Below are 22599 nucleotides of genomic sequence, written 5' to 3'. Positions count from 1 at the left end.
CAAGAGAAGAAAGTTTGTCCCCCTGAAAAGTAATGCCACAGTAGGTAATACAAATTCCAATTGTAATCTGGCCTTTGCTCGATTTCAGCTCAAAAAGGATTTAAAGTTGAATCGTAATTTCTCTCAAGTTTTATCACTAAAGTTTTCATTTATAAAAATGGATATTCTTCAAAAATTTAATTTTAGTTTTCCTACAACCATACGTTTTGGGGTAGGTGTTATCAGTGAATTGTCTGATTATCTCAAACAAAACCAATTAAAAAGACCGCTATTGGTTACAGATCCAATAGTTAGAGAGCTTGGGTTTTTTAAAAAGATAGTAAATGAATTAAGCCAATCTGGGCTGTCTGTAGAAGTTTTTTCAGATGTTCATAAAAATCCAGTCAAGTCGGATGTGCTTAAAGGGAAAGCTTTGTATCAATCTACCGATAGGGATGCCATTATTGGCATAGGAGGAGGAGTAGCTTTAGATGTAGCAAGAGCCGTTGCGCTGAGCATTAATCACCACAGAGATTTAATGGATTACGATGACCTTATAGGAGGAGACAAATATGTAACCGAAACTATACCGCATTTTATCACCGTTCCTACAACTTCGGGAACTGGAAGTGAAGTCGGAAGAAGTGCTATTATTTCTGAAGACGAAAGCAGGAAGAAACGCATACTGTTTGCGCCAACCCTAATGGCCAAAATAGTATTTGCAGACCCTGAGCTTACCATGGATTTGCCATCATTTGTAACTGCTGCAACAGGAATGGATGCACTTACCCATAATATTGAAGCCTACCTTTCCAAAAATTGGAACCCTATGTGTAGTGGCATTGCCTTGGAAGGAATCAAGTTAATAGGTGAATCCATAGAGAATGCTACGCTAAAGCCAGATTTGGTTTCAAGAAGCAAAATGTTAATGGCCTCTATGATGGGGGCGATAGCTTTTCAGAAAGGTTTGGGAATTGTGCACAGTTTGGCTCACCCCTTGTCCAGTTTACTGGATACCCATCACGGTTTGGCCAATGCCATTAATCTACCACATGGTTTGGCCTTTAATTATGAAGGATTTGAGCATAGGTATGAACAAATGGGCCTAATGATAGGGCTAGAGCAAGGTCAAGGTAAAGAATTTATTACTTTTATCAAGGATTTGAATGAAAAATTAGGTTTGCCTTCCAAGCTATCAGAAATAGGGGTGAAGGAAGCGCATATTGATACCTTGGCTTCACTGGCAATTGCAGATTTTTGTCATCCAAATAATCCTAAAGAGGTCACTGAAGCAGACTTTAAATCTATTTATAAGTTTGCACTATAGGTTATGTTAAAGATCGGAATAAGTGCATGTTTCATGTATAAGGAGCCTTCTAGGGTTGTATTTGGACCTAAAAACCTGGCTTATGTAGAGTGCGACATGTTTAATTATGTCTCTCAGAAAGGCATTCTTCCTGTGTTATTACCAGACCTACCTATGAATCTTTTAAAACCGATTTTGGAGGAACTTGATGGTTTTGTTTTTCAAGGAGGCTCCGATTTGGCTCCTGAAACGTATAATGAGGCGCCAATTGTTGAGGGAAAATGGCTAGGGGATGCTTACAGGGATGCCTATGAGCTTAGAATAATGGATTTCGCAGTGAAAAAGGGTAAGCCAACACTTGCAATCTGCAGGGGGTTTCAGCTGATGAATGTTTACTTCGGAGGTAGTTTATACCAGGATATTGCTACGCAAATGCCAACTGCTATTCAACATAGGGATGCTGAAAAATACGATGGTTTAATACATGAAATAGTTTTTGATAAAGGTAAAACCTTGGATTTAATATACAATGGTGTTGGCAAAGCAGTGGTTAATTCTGTACATCATCAAGGGGTGAAAACCATTGGTGATGGGTTGGAAATATTGGCAATGAGTAAGGAAGATGGCATTATAGAAGCCTTGCAGAGCAAGGAGGGTAGTGTACTAGGAGTGCAATGGCATCCAGAGTTTTCGGTAGGAAAAGGAGCTCCGCTTTTGAATCCCCTAAAACTGTATGAATATTTTGTAGACAAAGTAAAAAATCAATAAAAATGGATATCATAAACCCTGCTACAGGTAGCACAATTGAAAAGCTTAAACAAGACACAGCTGTTGAGGTAAGTAATAAAATAAACGCTTTAAAGGAAGGGCAGAAAAAGTGGGTGGCTGTACCCTTGGAAAAAAGAATAGCCATTGTTAAAAAGTATGGTGACCTGGTGATGGAGCATTTAGAGGAGCTGGCTAAGATTTTGACTTCCGAAACTGGCAAACCTATTCAACAAGCCAAAAATGAGATCAAAGGGGCACAAAATAGAATTGACCACATTCAAAAGGATGCGCTAAAATGGTTACAAAAGGAGATCATTACAGAAGAAGGGGGGACAAGAGAAGAAATAGCTTTCGAACCCCTAGGCGTAATTGCCAATATTTCTGCCTGGAATTTTCCTTATAATGTCGGATACAATGTGTTTTTATATGCGCTATTGGCAGGCAATGCTGTTGCCTATAAACCTTCAGAGTTTGCCTCACTAACAGGGCTTAAATTTCGTGAATTACTCTTAGAAGCAGGAATTCCAAAAGATGCATTTGAATGCTTTATTGGTGGAGCAGAAGTAGGAGAGCTATTGTTGGAAGCAGATCTGGATGGCTATTTCTTCACAGGATCTTATAAAACAGGCAAATACATTGCAGAGAAAGTGGCTTCCAAACTGGTACCCGTGCAATTGGAATTGGGAGGAAAAGATCCATTGTATGTGATGGAGGATGTGGCAGATGTTAAACAAGCAGCAATCAATGCAGCTGAGGGGGCATTTTACAACAATGGCCAAAGCTGTTGTGCCGTCGAAAGGGTTTATGTCCATGAAAAGATTTATGACGAATTTGTAACTGCATTTGTGGAAGAAGTGTCTACCTATAAAATTGGAGACCCTAACCAGGAAGGTACATTTATAGGACCACTCACTAGGGCTGACCAAATGAATGTCATTCTTTCACAGATTGAAGATGCCAAGAATAAAGGCGCTGAAGTGCTTTATGGGGGAGAAAAATGGGGCGATAAAGGATATTATTTGACGCCTGCTGTTTTAACAAATGTGGACCATGGCATGAATCTTATGATGGAAGAATCATTTGGACCTATCATAGGGATTCAAAAGGTGAAAAATGACCAGGAAGCCTTTGAATTAATGAATGACACAACTTATGGGCTAACTGCTGCAGTATTTTCAGGAGACGAATTGCGAGCGAAGCAACTGGTAGAGAAATTACCAACGGGAACTGTTTATGTAAATTGTTGTGATCGGGTAAGTCCAAACCTACCATGGACAGGAAGGAAAAATTCAGGGATGGGAGTGACCTTATCGTATATGGGTATCCGGGCTTTTACTCAACCAAAAGCCTATCATATTAGAGGATAATCGCTGTTTCTAAGATTGGAGGTCGGCGGAATAGTCTCAATGTGGTTTTAAATAGTATTAAGGGGGAGTTTATTCCCCCTTTTTTGTTATTTGGCAATGTGATAATAGAGCGATTGTTTAAATTGTAATTGTATTTAATGAATTTGTTTTTTATTAGTTTTTAAATTATGAATGAAAATAGAAGAGATTTTCTTAAGAAAGCGGCACTTTTTTCAGGCGGAATGGGCTTGTGGGGCGTATTGCCTGCATCCATTGAAAAAGCAATGGCGATTAACCCAGAACCAGGAACCACTTTCCAGGATGCAGAACATGTGGTTTTATTGATGCAGGAAAATCGGTCATTTGACCATTGCTTTGGGAAATTAAAAGGTGTTCGGGGTTACAATGACCCAAGAACTATTTCATTGCCAAACAAAGACAAAGTTTGGTTACAACGAGACAATAAAGGAAATGCTTTTTCGCCTTTTAGGTTCAATATAAATGAGACCAAAGCAACCTGGATGAGTGATATTCCTCACTCTTGGGAGAATCAAGTGGATGCGAGGAACAATGGTAAATACGATGGCTGGATAGAAGCCAAAAGACCAGGTAGAAAAGAATACCAACATGTTCCCATGACGATGGGGTTTTATGAACGACAGGACATTCCATTTTACTATGCCTTTGCCGATGCCTTTACTGTTTGCGACCAGCATTTTTGTGGAGCACTTACTGGCACCACTACCAATCGAAATTTTCACTGGGCAGGTAAAACGGTTGGTAAAGTAGGCGAAAAACCCTTGGTAAGAAATGGGGAACATACCTATGGAAAGGAAGTAGATTGGAAAACTTTTCCTGATCGATTACAAGACAATGGTATTCCATGGAAGGTATACCAGAATGAGGTGAGCTTATCCACTATGCTTGAAGGAGAGGACCGTTCTTGGTTGTCCAATTTCACTGACAATAACCTTGAATGGTTCAAGCAATTTGAGGTGAGGTATACGCCAGGTCATTATGCGTTTTTAAAAAACAAGCAACAGAACCTTCCTAAAGAAATCTCAAAATTAGAAAATTCACTTGCCTTGGCTGTTGAAACAGACAAAGCGGATATAAAAAAAGCAATTGCTTCTAAAAAAGAGGCCGTAGAATTAGTCAATAACTCCATAGAGAAATTTGGTCCTGAGGCTTTTGAAAAGCTATCTGCTAGAGACAAGGAAATGCACCAGCGAGCTTTCACCACGAATATCGCAGATCCGGATTACCACAAAACGGAGGTGCTAGAGTATGAGGAAGATGGCGAAAAAAGAGCAACGAAGATTCCTAAAGGAGACATCTTTCACGAATTTAGGAAAGATGTTGATGCTGGAAATCTCCCAACAGTTTCTTATCTAGTGGCCCCCAAGAATTTCTCTGATCACCCTTCTGCTCCTTGGTACGGGGCCTGGTATGTTTCAGAAGCGTTGGAAATTCTGACCAAGAATCCAGAGGTTTGGAAAAAAACGATTTTTATACTGAACTATGATGAAAACGACGGTTACTTTGACCACGTTCCGCCATTTGTGCCACCAAAACCGAATGACCCAAGTGCAGGAAAAGTATCCAAAGGAATAGATGCTAGGACTGAGTTTGTCTTTAAAGAGCAGGAAGAAAACTACCCTGGTATGGATGCTGAAGATGTTCGTGAAAGTCCGGTAGGTTTAGGATATAGAGTGCCACTAATTGTTGCCTCACCTTGGAGTAGAGGGGGTTGGGTGAATTCTGAAGTTTGCGATGTCTCTTCTACCATTATGTTTATGGAAAAGTTTTTGTCTCATAAAACAGGTAAAGAAATTAAGGAAGACAATATTAGCTCATGGCGAAGAACGGTTAGTGGAGACCTTACCTCCGTTTTTAGGCCTTATAATGGCGAAAAAATAGATTTACCTAATTTCTTGACCATGGAAGGACATGTCAAGAAAATTCTCAATGCCAGTTATAAGGACATTCCTGATAACTTTAAGATTTTGACGGACGATGAGATAAGTTTGATTAATAACAGTCACCTGCAGTCACCTTTAATGCCGAAACAAGAGCCGGGAACCAAACCGTCAAATGCACTTGCTTATGAACTGTATGTGGATGGTAAATTTAAGCATTCCAGTAAATCCATAGTGCTCGATTTAGCCGCTTCCACAAAGAAATTTGGTAAGAAAGCCCTGGGTGCTCCGTTTACGGTTTATGCGCCTGGAGCTTATAAGAATCCAAAAACGAATAATTATGAAAATGCTCAAAACTGGTCCTTTGCAGTAAAGGCTGGAGATAGCTTGAACTATGAATGGCCATTAGACTCTTTTGATGGGAATACTTATCATTTGCAGGTTTATGGACCAAATGGTTTCTTCAGGGAGTTTAAAGGAGATAAAAAAGACCCTAAATTGACTTTGGTTTCCACTTATACTGCTGAGGCTGGTAAAGACAAGACAGGTGTATATAGCATTGGTATGGAAAACACTTCTGCGGTGAAGGTGACGGTTGAGGTGAATGACAATGCCTATAACCATGGTAAAAAATCGATAACGCTGTCTGCCGGAGAGAAAAAGCCGATTCGGGTACCTACTGTAAAAAGCAATGGCTGGTATGATTTTACCTTAAAGACCAGCGGGAATAATACCTTTAGTAGAAGGTATTGTGGCCGTTTGGAATTTGGCAAGGACAGTATCTCTGATCCTTTGATGGGTGGTGAAATGTCATTTACACTTGGATAGAGGTAAGAATAAAACAGACCTTGATAGCAATTGGCTTTAAGCCTAAAGTGAAAAAGCCCTTCTCCATTTAATGGAAAAGGGCTTTTTAATTCAATAGTAAACGCTACAAAAAGCTTATTCAGGTAGAACAGAAATTGTTCCTGCTTCATGCACGACCTGTTTGTAGTCGGCGCTGCTGTAACCATGGTTGGTCACTACCACAGTTACGTCAAAATCTCCACTTTGTTTATAAGTATAAGAAGTGTACCAGCCAGTTTCTCCAAGCGCGGTTTTATACCCTCTTGCTTTTACCAAGCCATAATCCATATAGTAATCACTTACAATAAGAACTGGATGACCGAACATGTCCAAAGAGTCTGTTTCAGTATTCTTTTTCTTTACGATTCGACGCTCACCTCCAGGCCAAACAGTAGCAATATCCGCGTCAGTATCTACCACAAATCGGAAAGACTTATTGACAGTAGGTTGGTTTATTAGCGAATCATTTCCTTCAATATCGGTCATGACCAACTGAAGACCTTGAACGGTAGGTACCGGAACGATGTCTTCCTGTAAACAGGAAAAGAAAATAAATGGAGCCAATACCCCCATCATTAGTATGTTTTTTATCTTTTTCATTTTCTTAAATTTTAATTTTTGGCAATCCAATTTCGAAACATCAAATTTTAATTGGGTTCCGAAATTCTATGCTTAGGTTTTTAATAGCCTGGATTTTGATTTAGAGAAGCATCCTTTTGAATCTCACCAACAGGAATAGGTAGCAAGAGCTGATATTCTTCTATTGGCTCTGTTGTAAATATTCTTGCATCATAACCGACGACGGTCATCAAAGCCCAAGAGATCTTTTCCACAGCCTTATCCGTTCTTACGAGATCAAAAAACCGATGTCCTTCAAATGCCAGTTCAAGCCTTCTTTCATGTAAAATCTGATCAATGTCCAATTGGTCTACTGTCAAACCTTTTAGGCCAGCTCTTTCTCTAACCATATTAAAATAGGGTAGGGCTTCACTTGCTTTATTGTTGCCAAACAAAGCTTCACCATACATCAACAAAGCATCTGCATACCTGGTTACCATGTAATTGTAATCTGTTCCCGTGATATTGTACTGGGCAAGTGTACTTGTTTCTGGTGTGAATTTTTTAGGCCATGGTTGTAACTCGGGGCTACCACCTTCCAACAATCCTGAATCAAGCGTTGCAGTGTACCTTGTCCAATCTGGTTGGTCTATCCAGTCATTGTCTTCTACGAAATCTTCCAGTAAGTTAAACATGATTACCGGTCCACCACCAGAAGCGATGCCATAAAGATAGCCGTTTTCATTGGTCATCCACTTAAACAAGAAGTTTGGCTGACCCAAAGTAGCATTGTAATTGATTTCGAAAATGGACTCTTCATTAAATTTGTTATCCATTTTATGGATATCAGTGAAATCATTTAATAGTGCATAATCGCCAGCCTCTTTATTTACGATCAATCTTTTCAAAACTTCTTCTGCTTTCGCATGGTTTTTCATCGTCAAATAAACCTTACCAAGTATGGTCATGGCAGCGCCTTTAGTCGCTCTTGCTTCTTCTCCCTGGAGTTTGGAGTCCCCTTTTTTAAGACAATCAGCAATAGCTGCCTCTAAATCAGGGATGATAACTGAAGTGTAAATTTCGTTGGCAGAAGTTCTGCCAATACCAATGGCTAAATTTGGATCATCTAGTCTTTCTACCACTTTAGGGACATCTCCATACAAGCGTACAAGGTTGAAATAGGCCAAACCCCTTAGAAATTTTGCTTCGGCTTTGTAGGCTTTAATTTCGTTCTCTTCTGCAGTATTTAAAGGCGTGTAATTGTCTATGATGTCTATAATATTATTGGAATTTACAATGACTTTGTAATGATCTCTCCAAAAGTTTGGTCGGGAGTTTCCCGTATTCTTTTTGAACAGGTAGTCATTGCTTTGCCACAAGACATCTTTTGCATCATCTGATATGATTTCCAGGTATTGGGGTACCTCAGACCGAGAATAGATATTCTGGTATGGGGAATAACAGGCCATTAGGCCTGCTTTGATTTCAGAAGGATTGTTATAAAATGCCCCCGTAGATAGTGCATCCTCAGGTTGTCTGTCAAGGAATTCTTCCGAGCAGGATACGATGAGTGTAGCTATTATAAGTAGATTAATTATTTTTTTCATGATTGAGTGCTGTTTACAATGCTAAATTAATTCCTAAAGAGATAGTTCTTGCCAAAGGATAAGCTCCTCTGTCTATGCCTTGAGACAAGGCGGAATTTCCCTGGTAGTTTACCTCAGGATTGTAGCCTGGATACTTTGTAAAGTAAAAAGCATTCTGTGCACTTACATACACACGAAGGTTACTGATATTCGCTCTGCTGGCGATTTGATTTGGTAAAGTATATCCTAGAACTATGTTTTGAATATTTACATAGGAACCTTTGAATAAAAGACTACCCGATACACTGGATCCGTCAGCACTTTTTCTTGTAGGGGAGGCATAAGCTGCATTTGTCCTTTCTGGGGTCCAGTAATTGTTGAAATATTCTGTAGTCATACTTCTTCTTCCTCCTCCTCTTCCGAGCATACTTTCAAACTCAACCATAGAAAGGTCGCCTCCTTGTACACCGTTCACATGAACAGAGAAATCAAAATTCTTGTATCCTAAGTTATTGGTCATACCCCATATAAATGCTGGGTTATTTTGACCGATGACTGTCTGGTCATTGCTATCCAAAATTCCGTCTCCATTTACATCAGCTGCTTTTGGCGTACCAGGTGCAGATCGCTTGCTCCATAGGGCTTGTTGAGGATTAAATATTGGCGAAGTTTTTACATCTTCCCAATCATCAAATGCACCCAGGTTGGAATAACCCCATATTCCTGCCAGAGGTCTGTCCTCAGCAGTATAGCCATTGTTATTGATTATTGGTCGTTTGTCCTTACCTATATCCAATACCCTGTTTCTGTAATAAGAAAGATTGGCAGTAGTACTCCAGGTGACAACACCGTCAAGGTTTCTTGTAGAAATGGAATATTCATAACCTCTGTTTCTCATAGATCCAGCGTTTGCCATAAAGGAGCTAAATCCAGTAACTACAGGCAATGGTAGATTAAACAGCATGTTTTCGGTAAGTCTGTGGAAATAGTCCACACTGAACATTACCCTACTATTGAAAAGCTCTACATCTGTACCTATACTAAAATCAGTCGTTTCTTCCCATCCCAAAGAGGAGTTGGCAACTTTTCCATCTACATAGGATGGAGCGACGGTTGAACCTGCACCCAAAACGTAAGCGCCGGAATTAAGTGTACTTAGGGCCAGGTAATTGCTTATACCGGCATTACCAATAATCCCCCATCCTCCTCGGATTTTAAGGTCACTAATTACGCTTCTTAATGGCTCGAAGAAATTTTCATCTGATGCACGCCAAGCCAAGGACATAGAAGGGAAAACGCCCCATTTATTGTCTTTACCAAACTTAGAAGATCCATCCCTACGAATACTACCTGTGAAATAGTATTTGCTATCATAGTTATAAATTACCCTTGCAAAACTACCGATCATTGATTCGCTAGAGCGATTGGTACGGGCATCATTTTGAGCATTAACAATGGTTACACCTTGATTCAATGTTGGAATTAAATCAGTAGGGTAATCGTATTTATTGATGTAAGTGCTCCTGTAACTGGCATCATCTACCGAGTAACCGACCATGGTATTAAAGGAATGCGCATTGAACTTCTTCGTATAAGTCAGGAAATTTTGGGAATTCCATGTAAAACTTGTTGTGATTTGATTGATACCTCTAGACCTAGAAAAAGGTTGCGAAGTGGTTGGCATGGAGTTAGGAAGGAAATAACTTCGTTCCCAAAACCTGAATTGCGTATGGAATTCTGACCTGAAAGTAAGCCCTTCCATCAGTTGAATTTCTCCATAAAGTGTGGCCAGGTTTTTAACTGTCCTTCTATTGTCTTCTATTTGAAAAGTAGATAAGGGATTGACTGCGAAATCCAGGTTCCAAAACCATGGATTCTCGTAGGTGGATTCAGTTCCATAATAATAAGGTACACCATTTTCATCAGCAGGGGCCCAAATTGGAGGCAAACCTAAGGCATTGTAGAATGGGTTACTCGTACTCCCACCTTCTATATTGGACAATACTTGGGTGTTTTCCAAAGAAGGAGCTAACATTAGGCCTAACTTCAGGAAGCTATTCACCTTCATGTCTATATTCGCCCTAAAAGAGAAACGATCATAGCCAGAAGATTTAATGATACCTTCCTGGTTGAAATAACCACCTGAAATTCTGTAGGTAATGTCATCGGTTCCACCAGAGGCAGAAAGCTGAACGTCATTAGTTTTGCCCATTCGGCTAATTACATCTTGCCAATCGGTATTGTGGGGGCTGTTTTTTGTAGTATCAGTAACTGTAATCCACCTGTAAAACATTTGGTAAGGATCTTGCATCCCAGCAGAATACTGAGAATAGTTGGTCCAATTGCTGATTCTAGTTTCATCAGAATCGGTCCATTGCCATAGCGGTGCTTCAGGGTCATTGGTACCAAAATTCGGGTCTTCTATGACATAAGCAGCAGCCCTGGATTCATCCATCATTTGAAGGAACTGATCTCTGTTCAAGACTTCCACTTTGTTGAGCATTGATTGAACACCAGTTGTGGCATTGACAGAAATACTTGGTTTGCCTGATTTTCCCTTTTTAGTAGTAACCAGAATTACACCATTCGCTGCCTGTGTTCCATAGATAGCACTTGAGGATGCATCTTTCAATACCTCAATAGACTCTATGTCCGCTGGGTTGATGGAGTTCAATGGGTTTTCCGTTTTATTATAGCCATCCTTTATTGGAAAACCGTCAATAACGATCAAAGGGCTGTTGCTCGCATTAATCGAACTTACCCCCCTTATTACAATATTGGATCCACCGCCTGGTGCTGAGTTATTGTTTGAAATTCTAACACCTGGCATTTTCCCTTGCAATGATTGAGCGAAGTTGGATGATGGTCTATCTTTAAGGTCCTCTGCAGAGGCGGAGGAAATGGCGGTAGAAATGTCTTTTCTTTCTTGGGTACCATAGCCAATAACGACTACTTCGTCTAGCGCAGAAACATTCTCACTTAAGGTAACATTTATAATGCTTCGACCGCCGATGGCAACATTTTGCTTTTCGAATCCAATAAAGGAAAAGACTAAAGTGGCATCTTCTGGTACGGACATGGAATAACTTCCGTCGATGTCAGTAACTGTCCCAATAGAGGTACCAGGGATAGATATAGTGACACCCGGAAGTGGTTCGCCAGAAGAGTCAGTCACAATACCTTTTATAGGAACATCTGCTAAGGGAGATTTAGTGACTTTAAATAGGTCACTTTTTACGGTAATACCGGAAGTGTAAACGGTATTTGCGACTACTGGATTAATCATGAATTGACTCGCTGTCAAAGAGGCCAGTAGCATGCCGGTGAATAATTTTTTACATCCTATCCACCGGAGAGGTATACTTTTGTTCATAACATTTGGGTTTATAATTATTATTTGTACAATTTATCTTAATAAGAGTGCTTTTTAATCTCAATAAAATCTTAGTAAGAGAAGGATAATTAATTTACTTTTCTATTTGCATATTCTTTTTTAAAATATTTATATAAGATGTTTAATTATGGGTATTTTATGAGGTAACGTACACGAATTAAGTGTGTTACGGGATTGGATTAATTCTTAATTTATGCGTTTGATTTGAGATTGAAATGGAAAAATACTAAGAAATCTAGTGCCAATTATATAGATTTAATTTAACATTAAAAAGATATAATATGAAATTAAGATTTGAATACAGAATAATTAAAGATCTGTTGAAAGATGTAATTTTCATTTTTTTAATAATATCCCCTTATTGATAACGGATATTATAGTAATAATAACTTCTTTGCTAATTTTTGTTAAAATCACATGGTTATTTTAATCATAATGAAATAATCAGAAATAAGTACTGATTATGGATTCATTTGTGATTTTTTGTATTAACGGTACTGTGCTTCTCCGATTCTGTTGGTAATACCTTTCGGCATAGAATTTGGTTGCATTAAAACAATAACTAAAAATAAATTAATGTTTTATTGTTTCTATCTCGAATGCTTTTCATCAAAAAGGCTATCGGTTTTATCAGTTAAAAAAAAATGTATTTTTAACTAAAAAGATTTGCAATGAATATTTGAAAAATAATTACCGGTTAAAGACTTTCCCTTTTAATTAGTAATTATAAGTGAAGAGAAGAGCTAAAAATACAATTCACCAAGGACCATTAAAATGCGAAAAAAAACATCTATTATTCTGGGGATTATTATAGTACTTTTGATTGTATTTAGGCTTCTTTTACCTGATATAGTACTCCACTTTGTCAACAAACAACTGGCTGAAATGGAGGAATATACTGGCAATGTTGAAGACATAGATATAGCCCTGATAAGAGGAGCCTATGTTATTGATGGCATAAATATCCTTAAAAGAGATACCAAAGATAGGGAAAGTGCGGATAGCATCCCTTTTTTTACAAGCCCTCATGTAGATCTTTCCATTCAATGGAATGCACTTTTTAAAGGTAAGATTGTGGGTGAACTTGTAGTGGATCAGCCTAAATTAAACTTTGTAAATACAGAAAAAAATGATCCTGAAGTCAAACAGGATACGGCTGATTTTAGAGGGCTGATAAGGGATTTGATGCCATTGGATATTAACCGTTTTGAAATCAGTCAGGGAGAAATACATTATATCGATAATATGGCATCGCCGAAAGTAGATGCCTTTATAAAAAACCTCAATATTTTGGCAGAAAATCTGACCAACGAGCCAATAGAAGGTGATACTTTGCCATCGTCATTGAATGCAAGTGGATTGGCTTATGGAGGGACATTTAATTTAGATGTTAAACTAAACGCTTTAGCAGATGAGCCCACATTTGATATGAACGCTGAAATTGAAAAGGTTGATTTGGTTGGATTGAATGATTTTCTACGGGCATATGGGAATTTCGATGTAAAAAAAGGGGAATTTAATGTCTTTACAGAATTTGCAGCAAAACAAGGGAAATTTAAAGGTTATGTCAAGCCTCTTATCAAGGATTTAGACATTGTACAGTGGAATAAGGAAGAAGGAAATGTGTTACAAGTTCTTTGGGAAACAATAGTTGCTGGGGCTGCAGAGCTTTTCGAAAACCAAAAAGAAGATCAAATCGGATCTAAAATTTTGATAGAAAATACCTTCGATAATCCAAATATCCACACAGGTCAGGCCATCTTATTGATATTGAGAAATGCCTTTGTTCAGGCTTTAAGACCCTCTATAGAGCAATCAATCAATATCTCAAATATGGAAAAGGATGAAAATGACAAAGGTTTTTTTAAAGAATTATTCGGAGGTGATAAAAAAGATTAGTATACCTTAAAGCATCTTTATATCTATATCATTTAGGATAGCTATAAAGATGCTTTTCTTTTTTTCTGGTACTATTTTAAACCCTACTCTTAAACAAACCAAAATTCTTGTCTTTAGGTCGCTATTGTGTTTTTTTCAAGGCTTCAGTCCTTTAGTTTGTATTTTTTTAGAAACTGTTTCCAAAATTCAGTTTGAATTCCCTAATTTCAATTAATTATTGAGTGGTTAATAATTGACCAAAAGGATTGCATGTATTGTACCATCCTTAAACTCACTTCAATATTAGGAACTATATGATGAGATTTTTAAGCTGTGATTGGGGTACTAGCTCCTTCAGGCTAAGGCTTGTAAATTTAGAGGATGCAGGCATTAAGGAAGAATATACGAACGAAATTGGTATTCAAACTACCTACCACTCCTTTATAGAAAATGGAAATGGCGTAAGCAGAGAAAGCTTTTATTTCGGCGTACTTAGAGATGAAATCAAAAGTATGGGGGAATCTCTAAACGTTAACTTGGATGATATGCTGGTGGTTTGTTCAGGGATGGCTTCATCCAGTATAGGCATAAAAGAATTGCCCTATGCCAATTTACCATTAGATACTTTGGGTACTTCTATGAATTTAGAATATTTTGCTTCATCAGAGGCATTCAACCACCCTCTACTTTTGTTATCAGGTGTCAAGAGTGATGACAACGTAATGAGAGGTGAAGAAACCCAGTTGATAGGGGTAGTCCGTCAGCTAGAGAATTTTGATGGAAATGGCATTTTTATTTTACCCGGAACACATTCTAAACACATTTGGGTAAATAACAATCAAATGACTGGTTTTAAGACCTATATGACTGGAGAGGTCTTCCAGCTCATGGCAAACAAGAGCATCTTATCAAAAAGCGTTACATTCAACTCTTCCGAAAATGATAAATTCAAAACTGCCTTCGCGGAGGGCATTAAGGCAGGTGCAGAAAATGCGTTGTTATCGGTGCTTTTTAAGACGAGAACGAATGAATTGTTTGGACGCTTATCCAAAGAGGAAAATTTTCATTATTTAAGCGGTTTGCTGATTGGAAATGAACTCACTAATTTGGTGCAGGAAAAAGAGGTTAATATTTACCTATGCTCAGAAGGTAAACTTCATCCCAATTATGTATTGGGGATGGAAACATTAGGACTTAAACCCAAAGTATTACCCACTAAATGGGTAAGTCAATCCGTAATTCATGGTCAAATTCAAGTTTTGAATCAACATATAAACAATGAAAAAAACATTTTCCTGGGAAGCTTTTAATAAAGCACCCATCGTCGCTATTTTTAGGAATTTAAACAGTGAGGACCTGATTCAAGTAGCCCAATGCTTTAAAGTTGCAGGGCTTTCTACGATGGAGATTACCCTTAACTCAAAGAATGCTACCAAAGACATTGAACGATTGGTAAGTGAATTTGGTGTTGATCTCAATATTGGGGCAGGCACCGTTTGCGACTTAAATGACCTGCATGCAGCACTCGATGCAGGCGCACAATTTATTGTCACACCTGTTTTAGACAAAGACGTCATTGAATTTTGTGTAGCTAACGATATCCCTGTATTTCCTGGCGCTTTCACACCTACTGAAATATATACAGCCTGGAAACTAGGCGCCAATATGGTTAAGGTTTTTCCTTCTGGTGCATTAGGCCCCAGCTATATCAAGGATTTGTTAGGTCCTTTGGACAGCATTAAATTATTGCCTACAGGTGGGGTTAGCGTAGACAATCTTTCAGAATATTTTAAAGCGGGGGCAAGTGGAGTAGGAGTAGGAAGTGCAGTTGTTCCAAAATCTTATCTTCAAAATAAAGATTGGAAAGGGCTTACTGAGCATTTGGAGCTATTTATGAAAACCTATAAAGACGCTAAATAGCAGTAATCTTATATTCCATCAGGATTACCTTTCAATTTTTCTTATACCATCATTAGTTATTTAATAAACCCATGGATCAAACGCTATATCTTTTTATAATTACCTCTCTGTCTATATTGCTATTGCTGGTATTGGTGATGAAGCTAAAGGTGCATGCCTTTATTTCTTTATTACTCGCCAGTTGTTTTGTAGGATTAGCCTCTGGAATGCCTTTTATGGAACTTATAGGTAGCCTCCAAAAGGGTATGGGAGATATTTTGGGTTTCATTACGATTGTAGTGGGGTTGGGAGCGATTTTGGGGAAATTGCTTGAAGTTTCTGGAGGAGCCCAAACTATGGCCCATTTTCTAATCAAGGGCTTCGGAGAAAAAAGAACTTCTTGGGCGTTGATGCTTACTGGTTTTATTGTATCCATCCCAGTATTTTTAGATGTGGGTTTTATTATCTTAATTCCATTGGTTTATGCCTTGGCAAATAAATCAGGCTTATCTTTATTGCATTATGCAGTGCCTTTACTGGCGGGGATGGCAGTAACACATGCTTTTATACCTCCTACACCTGGGCCAGTGGCTGTTGCGGAGATTTTGAATGCCCCTTTGGGTTGGATGATAATTTTCGGTGCGGTGGTAGGCTTACCTTGTGCTATATTGGCTGGCCCTGTATTTGGTGGATATATATCTAAAAAAATATTTGTCCCCGTCCCAGAACATATTGAATTTAAAGCTGAAAGCAATACCAATCCTTCCAAGCAAGATTTTTATTTAATTGCCTTTATAATTATCCTTCCTTTACTATTGATTTTGATTGCGACTACTTCTGATCTTTTGGTTGATACGGGATACTTAATTGGCGAAAATTACTTGTTGGAATTGGCTCAGTTTTTAGGTCATCCTTTTATAGCACTAACCATTGCAACACTGGTGGCCTTGTATTTCTTAGGCTATAGAAAAGGCTATAAGGCCAAACAATTGCTAGAATTTTCCGACAAGGCATTGGCTCCAGCAGGATTAATTATTGTCATTACAGGGGCAGGAGGGATGTTTAAAGAGATTTTGGTACAGAGTGGAGCTGGTGAAGCACTGGCGGAGGTTTTCATCGCTTACAACGTTGCCCCCATAGTGATGGCTTACTTAATTGCTGTTATTATTCGTATTATCCAGGGCTCTGCTACCGTGGCGATGGTAACAGCCGCAGGCATGATCTCTCCTATAATTATAGACATGAACATGACTGACCCTCATAAAGCATTAATAGGCATTGCCATCGCCGCAGGTGCCTGTATACTCTCCCATGTGAATGACAGTGGGTTTTGGTTGGTCAAGAAATATTTGAATATAAGTGAGAAGGAAACTTTACAAACCTGGACTACTTTAGAAACAATAATATCTGTTACAGGCTTTGTTATTGTATTGCTTATTTCTGTAATATTTTTATAAATACCATTAAATAAAAGGGCTGTATCTTAAAAAGTCAAATTTTTAGCGTTAGGGTGCGAGAAATACCTGTTAAAGTGTATAAACTTATGGTGCTGGCGACACTAGCCAGGACTTTATATTCCTCTACAAACGCCTTTATAGACCTTAATCCATACGATAGTGTCAAATTCAGCATTTTGCAGCCATAGCTTTCAGGCGCTAAAAATTACAATTGGACCGAGAGAAAAGCCCCTTATGCGATATTTGGTGATTTACCTGCCAATGATTACGTAGGCAAGTACTTTAAAGAAGGTGCCTACAAATTGAAGGTTACGCCTTATAATAGCGACAACACGATGGGTGAATCACTTACGGTTAACTTTAGCGCTGGTTTTGACATTGGCGGTAACTTAAGGATTAGCAATGAGTACTTAAATCAACTTGAAGCCAATGCCTCAGAAGAAGGTACTAATAGCGATGGGCAGAAAGATGAACTTACTGTTTATCCGCAACCATCCCAGAACCTGGTCAATATCCGCTACCCCTCCTCACTTAGTGAAGATGCATTGGTAAGGATCTATAAAGGCAACGGTCAATTGATTCACGGTGGGCAGATGTCCAATACCTCAGCCTTTAACTTTGGAAGTTATGGTTCTGGATTATACCTGATCCATTTAACCAATGGTAATAAGGTTATATCTAAAAAAGTATTTATTTACTAAAATATAAACGTATAAATTAGTATTTAAAAGCCTTGGACTTGTGTCTGAGGCTTTTTTTATTGTCAAAATTAAACAATCAATTGAAATATTGATATAAACTTTGTAGCAGCATTTGAAAAAAGAGTAGTAATTACTTGGACTTAATGATCGAGGATGGATAATGTAAATAAACTTTCAAACTAATGTTGTTAAGAAAACTAATAAATAGGGAAAGGATAAAAGTTTTTATAACATTATCTCTTTTCTAATTTTTCGTTAGTTAATAATTTTTTTTTTACTTAAATGTTTAAAAACTAGACCGTTAAATTTGTTAATTTAAATTTTACATATATATTTATGTATATATAACCCATAAATATGTATGTTATGAAACAAACCTACCGCATTTTAAGCTTTATTTTTCTGCTGATTATACTACCCTTGGGCCTGGTGTATTCTCAGAATGGGATTCCTGATAATAAGGGAAAGGAATTTTGGTTAATGTTTAACCGAAATAACGATAACATAGGAGTAAATCTTGATCTTTTTATATCTGGAGATGTACCAACCACAGGTAAGGTCAATTTACCCAATAATGTTGTAATAGATTTTTCAGTCACACCTGGAGAAATTACTAAGGTTGATTTGCCGGTTTCTTTACTTGCAAGTCTTGATGACGAAATAAGTAGTAAAGGAATACAAGTTATTGCCGAAAATGAAATTACCGTATATGGTCTTAACCAAAGGTCAGCTTCTACAGATGCATTTCTAGGGCTTCCTGTAGATATATTGGGTAATGAATATATAATAATGTCCTATACTACCTGGAGTTCATCCGTACAATTGGCATCTGTGCTTGGTGTGGTGGCAACAAAGGACAATACTACAGTGACTATAACTCCTTCTAGTAGCACAAGATTAAGAACAGCTGGTGTTCCCTACCAAATAACTTTACAGAAAGGACAAAGTTATCAGTTGGCAGCTACTACAAATAGGAGTGACCTCACAGGAACCATCGTAACTTCAGATGAACCAATTTCTGTATTTAGTGGACACACTTGCAGCAATGTGCCAGTAGGTACAACTTATTGTGACCACTTAATTGAACAAATCCCACCTGTCTCTTCATTAGGACAAAGTTTTGTTACGACACCACTGTCAACTCGAAGGGCTGGTGATATTTTTAGAATTTTGGCCACAAAAGATGGAACTAATGTATCAGTAGTAGGAACTCAAGGATATGCTCAGGATTTTGTGCTAAACAAGGGAGAATTTGAAGAGTTAAGTATTCCCAGCAATGTTTACGCAAATATTGAATCGAATCAGGCCATTTTGGTTGCGCAGTATTCTAAAGGGCAAACTTCGGATGGCGTAATTTCCGATCCTTTCATGATGCTCATTCCGCCATTTGAGCAATTTCAAAATCAATATACAGTAAGTACACCTTCCACTGGATTTAATAAGCACTTTATTAATCTTGCCGTCCCTATTTCTCAAAAGGACAAGGTAGAATTAGATGGTAGTTTATTAGATCCTTCTATTTTTACAAATATCCCTGGTTCTACCTATGCAGGTGCGCAGGTAGAAGTTTCTCAAGGCACTCACAATATTTCTGGTACCTTGGCTTTTGGTGCTTTTATGTATGGATTTGGAAGTTATGACTCTTATGGCTATCCCGGTGGGCAGGCATTGGCAAGTGTCGAACAAGTCCGTAACATTAACTTAGACCTTGCGCAGGAAATCCAACAAGGGACAACCTATTGCTTTAATTCTACAGTTACAGATGATGAAGGAACACCCATATTTGGGGTCAGGGTTGACTTTGAAATTGAAGGGCCTAATGAAAAAATCGGTTTTGCTGTGACAAATGAGGAAGGTATTGCCAATTTTTGCTTTGATGCAGTCAATGAAGGTACAGATAAAGTAGTGGCATCCGTAGGAAGTACGTCTGCAGAAGCTACTGTAGTTACCACGATTCCTAGGCCTGAAAGCGTTCTTTTTTCTTCAGTTCCTGAAGAAGTCATGTTAGGAGAGGAAATTTGCCTCACCAGTCAGGTATTAGACCAATTTGGTAACCCTCTAGAAGATGAAGAGCTATTTATTGAGTACATGGGTAATGTTATTTACAGTGGTTTTTCAGATGAAAATGGGCAAATTGAATATTGTTTTACTCCAGATGATGGAGGCGACCTATTGTTCACTAGCTATTTTGATGGTGGCGATAAAATCGAAACCACAGTTATGGTTGCTATTCCAGCAGCTGTTCCAACTGTAATTACGATTGGATCTGGAGCCAATGAAATTAATTTAGGACAGCAGATTTGTGTCACTGCCACCGTACTGGACCAGTTCGGTAAAGTAATGGAAGGGGTAGAAGTGCAACTGGAGATTAATGGAGAATCTGCAGGTTCTGAGATCACGGATGAAGACGGAGTTGCTGAGTTTTGCAAAACCGCTGAAGCCGAAGATGGTGAAGAATTGATTTTCGTTGTAAATTATGTTGGGGGTGGCACACCGGCGTCTACCACTATTAAAGTCCTTAATTCCGGAGGTGGTGGCAATGGTGGCGGAGGTGGAGACCTTGTAGCCAGCGTTATTTCTATCACTAACATTCCTGTGGAAGTAAACCTAGGATCGGAAGCTTGCTTACAATCCCTTGTATTGGATCAGAATGGAGATCCATTGGCCAATACAGAAGTAACGATTGAAATCAATGGTGAGGTAGTTGCTACTTTAATGAGCAATGAAGATGGAATCGTAGAATATTGCCTTATTACTGACAGCCTTGGTGATCTTGAGTTTTCTGTTTACTATTCAGGTGGTACCCCAGCAAATGGCACGGTGAAAGTCATACAAGTAGTATTGGTAGCTACAACCATTTCTGTAAACCCATCTGAGGACAATGTCAGTTTAGGGGTAGCGTCTTGTTTGGAAGTGGAGGTTTTGGACCAACTTGATAATCCAATGGGAGCTGTTGAGGTATTTGTCACTAAAAATGGAGCGCCTGCTGGTTCCATGATGACCAATGAGGATGGCATGTTAAATTACTGTTTCACCCCAGACATGGAAGGAGAATTTGAGTATGGTTTCTACTATACTGTTGAAAACACAGTAATGTCCACTATAACAGTTTCAGACAATACACCCGTTCCTACCATTATTTCATTCGTAGACAATGAGGTAGAGGTTGTAGTAGGAGCGCAAATTTGTTTGGCCGCCACTATTTTAGATCAATTTGGTATGCCATTGGTTGGTGTAGAAGTTTCTTTTGATGTCAATGGTGTATTCTATGGCAATGCCATCACGGATGAAAATGGCAGGGTAGAATTCTGTCAGACACCAGATGAAATGGGGGATTTGATGGTGACTGCTACTTATGAAGGAGGAACCCCAGCAGAAGCCACAATTATGGTAGTTGCCGAAAATGAAGGCTTGGAAGTCAAAAGCTTCTGGTTGGTAGATGCAGGCACAAACACCATGATCGCTGAAATTATGGATGGAGATAAAATTCCTTATTCTACTGTCAAAGATAAAATGGTAAACATGATGGTAATCACAGATCCTGCTAAAGTGGGTAGTGTGAAATTGGAATTGGAAGCATTGACTTTATGTCCGACTTGTGCTCCGGATATGCGCAGTACTACAGAGAATGTGGTTCCTTATGCTTTGTATGGAGACATCAATGGCAACTATACAGGCAAAGAAATTGTACCTGGAGCGTATAAGTTCAGCGCAACTCCTTTTGAGATGAAGCACCTAGCAGGAAATCAGGGAATGAAATCCATGGTCAACTTCGAAATAGTATTTGAAGGAACGATAGATAGCTTTACTTTAGTCAATGCCACAGATGACACTGATATTCGTGAAATCATGGATGGAGATGTTGTAGACCTTTCTAAATTCCAAGGGGTTAAATTCAACATTAGAGCAAATGTTCCTAATGGCCAGCAAGGTGGTGTAGAAATAAGGATTGATGGTCCTGTAATTTTCTCATTGTTTGAGAAAGTAATGCCATACGCCTTGTTTGGAGACAACAGTGGTGATTACACTGGTAAACACCTTCCTGAAGGAAACTATACCCTGTCTGCAACTGCATTCCCAAACAAGTCAGGTGCCAATAGAGGTATAGGAGGAGCAACTGTGATGGTTAATTTCGAAGTGATTCACAACAGCAAAGTGGATAAATTCACTTTGGTAAATGCGGATTCCGACGAGGATATCATGGAGCTTATGGAAGGTAGCTACATCGACCTGAATCAGTACAAAGATGTCAAGCTGAATATCAGAGCAGATGGCAAAGGAGATGACATGGCTGCCATGACTTTCCAACTTTCAGGTGCGAAGAATTACAATTGGACCGAGAGAAAAGCCCCTTATGCGATATTTGGTGATTTACCTGCCAATGATTACGTAGGCAAGTACTTTAAAGAAGGTGCCTACAAATTGAAGGTTACGCCTTATAATAGCGACAACACGATGGGTGAATCACTTACGGTTAACTTTAGCGCTGGTTTTGACATTGGCGGTAACTTAAGGATTAGCAATGAGTACTTAAATCAACTTGAAGCCAATGCCTCAGAAGAAGGTACTAATAGCGATGGGCAGAAAGATGAACTTACTGTTTATCCGCAACCATCCCAGAACCTGGTCAATATCCGCTACCCCTCCTCACTTAGTGAAGATGCATTGGTAATGATCTATAAAGGCAACGGTCAATTGATTCACGGTGGGCAGATGTCCAACACCTCAGACTTCAACTTTGGAAGTTATGGTTCTGGATTATACCTGATCCATGTAACCAATGGTAATAAGGTTATATCTAAAAAAGTGTTTATTTATTAAAACAATAAATCAATTAGTATCCTTAAAGGCTCCGGACGATCGTTCGGAGCTTTTTTTATCTATTTATAATAAATATCAAATCCAAAAACCCGGTTTTTTCAATTGGTTCTTAAGGAATTTAATTTCCCCTTATTTCAATGC

At 38.6% G+C, this 22599-nt stretch carries 13 protein-coding genes; 10 read left to right on the top strand and 3 right to left on the bottom strand.

Translation table 11 applies throughout. From position 1 onward, the window contains the following. Nucleotides 1-157: 157 nt before the first annotated feature. The 4 genes from AAC073_RS17750 (at nt 158) to AAC073_RS17735 (ending at nt 6146) form a co-directional block, all read left to right on the top strand. Nucleotides 158-1306: an iron-containing alcohol dehydrogenase gene (locus AAC073_RS17750; protein WP_339925142.1), complete on the top strand. Its 1149-nt coding sequence runs from the start codon at nt 158-160 to the stop codon at nt 1304-1306. Nucleotides 1307-1309: 3 nt separating this feature from the next. Next, entirely contained in the window at nt 1310-2053 is a 744-nt protein-coding gene (locus tag AAC073_RS17745) for a gamma-glutamyl-gamma-aminobutyrate hydrolase family protein (RefSeq protein WP_339925141.1), read from the top strand. A 2-nt stretch (nt 2054-2055) separates the two neighbouring features. Next, on the top strand, nt 2056-3420 hold the full coding sequence (locus tag AAC073_RS17740; RefSeq protein ID WP_339925140.1) for an aldehyde dehydrogenase family protein: 1365 nt from the start codon (nt 2056-2058) through the stop codon (nt 3418-3420). A gap of 167 nt (nt 3421-3587) precedes the next feature. After that, on the top strand, nt 3588-6146 hold the full coding sequence (locus AAC073_RS17735) for a phospholipase C, phosphocholine-specific (protein ID WP_339925139.1): 2559 nt from the start codon (nt 3588-3590) through the stop codon (nt 6144-6146). 114 nt (nt 6147-6260) lie between these two features. On the opposite strand, the gene AAC073_RS17730 is transcribed toward AAC073_RS17735, so the two are convergent. The 3 genes from AAC073_RS17730 to AAC073_RS17720 all read right to left on the bottom strand — a co-directional run bounded on the left by AAC073_RS17730 (nt 6261) and on the right by AAC073_RS17720 (nt 11681). Continuing rightward, nucleotides 6261-6764 (bottom strand): hypothetical protein, encoded by a 504-nt coding sequence (locus AAC073_RS17730; protein ID WP_339925138.1) that lies wholly within the window; start codon nt 6762-6764, stop codon nt 6261-6263. Nucleotides 6765-6844: 80 nt separating this feature from the next. Continuing rightward, nucleotides 6845-8329 carry a RagB/SusD family nutrient uptake outer membrane protein gene (locus tag AAC073_RS17725; protein ID WP_339925137.1) on the bottom strand — a complete coding sequence of 495 codons (1485 nt, stop codon included), beginning with the start codon at nt 8327-8329 and terminating at the stop codon, nt 6845-6847. A gap of 13 nt (nt 8330-8342) precedes the next feature. Continuing rightward, nucleotides 8343-11681 (bottom strand): TonB-dependent receptor, encoded by a 3339-nt coding sequence (locus tag AAC073_RS17720; protein WP_339925136.1) that lies wholly within the window; start codon nt 11679-11681, stop codon nt 8343-8345. A gap of 795 nt (nt 11682-12476) precedes the next feature. Here AAC073_RS17720 and AAC073_RS17715 point away from each other — a divergent pair. The 6 genes from AAC073_RS17715 (at nt 12477) to AAC073_RS17690 (ending at nt 22458) form a co-directional block, all read left to right on the top strand. Beyond that, a complete protein-coding gene (locus tag AAC073_RS17715) occupies nt 12477-13601 on the top strand; it encodes a DUF748 domain-containing protein (protein WP_339925135.1) in 1125 nt (374 codons plus the stop codon). 293 nt (nt 13602-13894) lie between these two features. Further along, nucleotides 13895-14890, top strand: coding sequence for a 2-dehydro-3-deoxygalactonokinase (locus tag AAC073_RS17710; protein WP_339925134.1), 996 nt, complete (start codon nt 13895-13897; stop codon nt 14888-14890). Continuing rightward, the gene (locus tag AAC073_RS17705) at nt 14859-15500 is read left to right on the top strand and encodes a bifunctional 4-hydroxy-2-oxoglutarate aldolase/2-dehydro-3-deoxy-phosphogluconate aldolase (RefSeq protein WP_339925133.1); all 642 of its coding nucleotides are present in this window, start codon (nt 14859-14861) and stop codon (nt 15498-15500) included. The genes AAC073_RS17710 and AAC073_RS17705 overlap by 32 nt, the downstream gene beginning before the upstream one ends. Before the next feature lie 71 nt (nt 15501-15571). Further along, nucleotides 15572-16936, top strand: coding sequence for a gluconate:H+ symporter (locus AAC073_RS17700; protein WP_339925132.1), 1365 nt, complete (start codon nt 15572-15574; stop codon nt 16934-16936). Nucleotides 16937-17271: 335 nt separating this feature from the next. Further along, nucleotides 17272-17637: a T9SS type A sorting domain-containing protein gene (locus AAC073_RS17695; RefSeq protein ID WP_339925131.1), complete on the top strand. Its 366-nt coding sequence runs from the start codon at nt 17272-17274 to the stop codon at nt 17635-17637. A gap of 366 nt (nt 17638-18003) precedes the next feature. Then, nucleotides 18004-22458 carry a T9SS type A sorting domain-containing protein gene (locus AAC073_RS17690; RefSeq protein ID WP_339925130.1) on the top strand — a complete coding sequence of 1485 codons (4455 nt, stop codon included), beginning with the start codon at nt 18004-18006 and terminating at the stop codon, nt 22456-22458. The last annotated feature ends 141 nt before the right edge of the window (nt 22459-22599 follow it).

The sequence above is a fragment of the uncultured Cyclobacterium sp. genome, from assembly GCF_963977555.1.
In the GTDB taxonomy this organism is placed as follows: Bacteria; Bacteroidota; Bacteroidia; order Cytophagales; family Cyclobacteriaceae; genus Cyclobacterium.
Note: the sequence above shows the minus strand (reverse complement) of the source record. Positions and strands in the feature narration are given on the sequence as shown.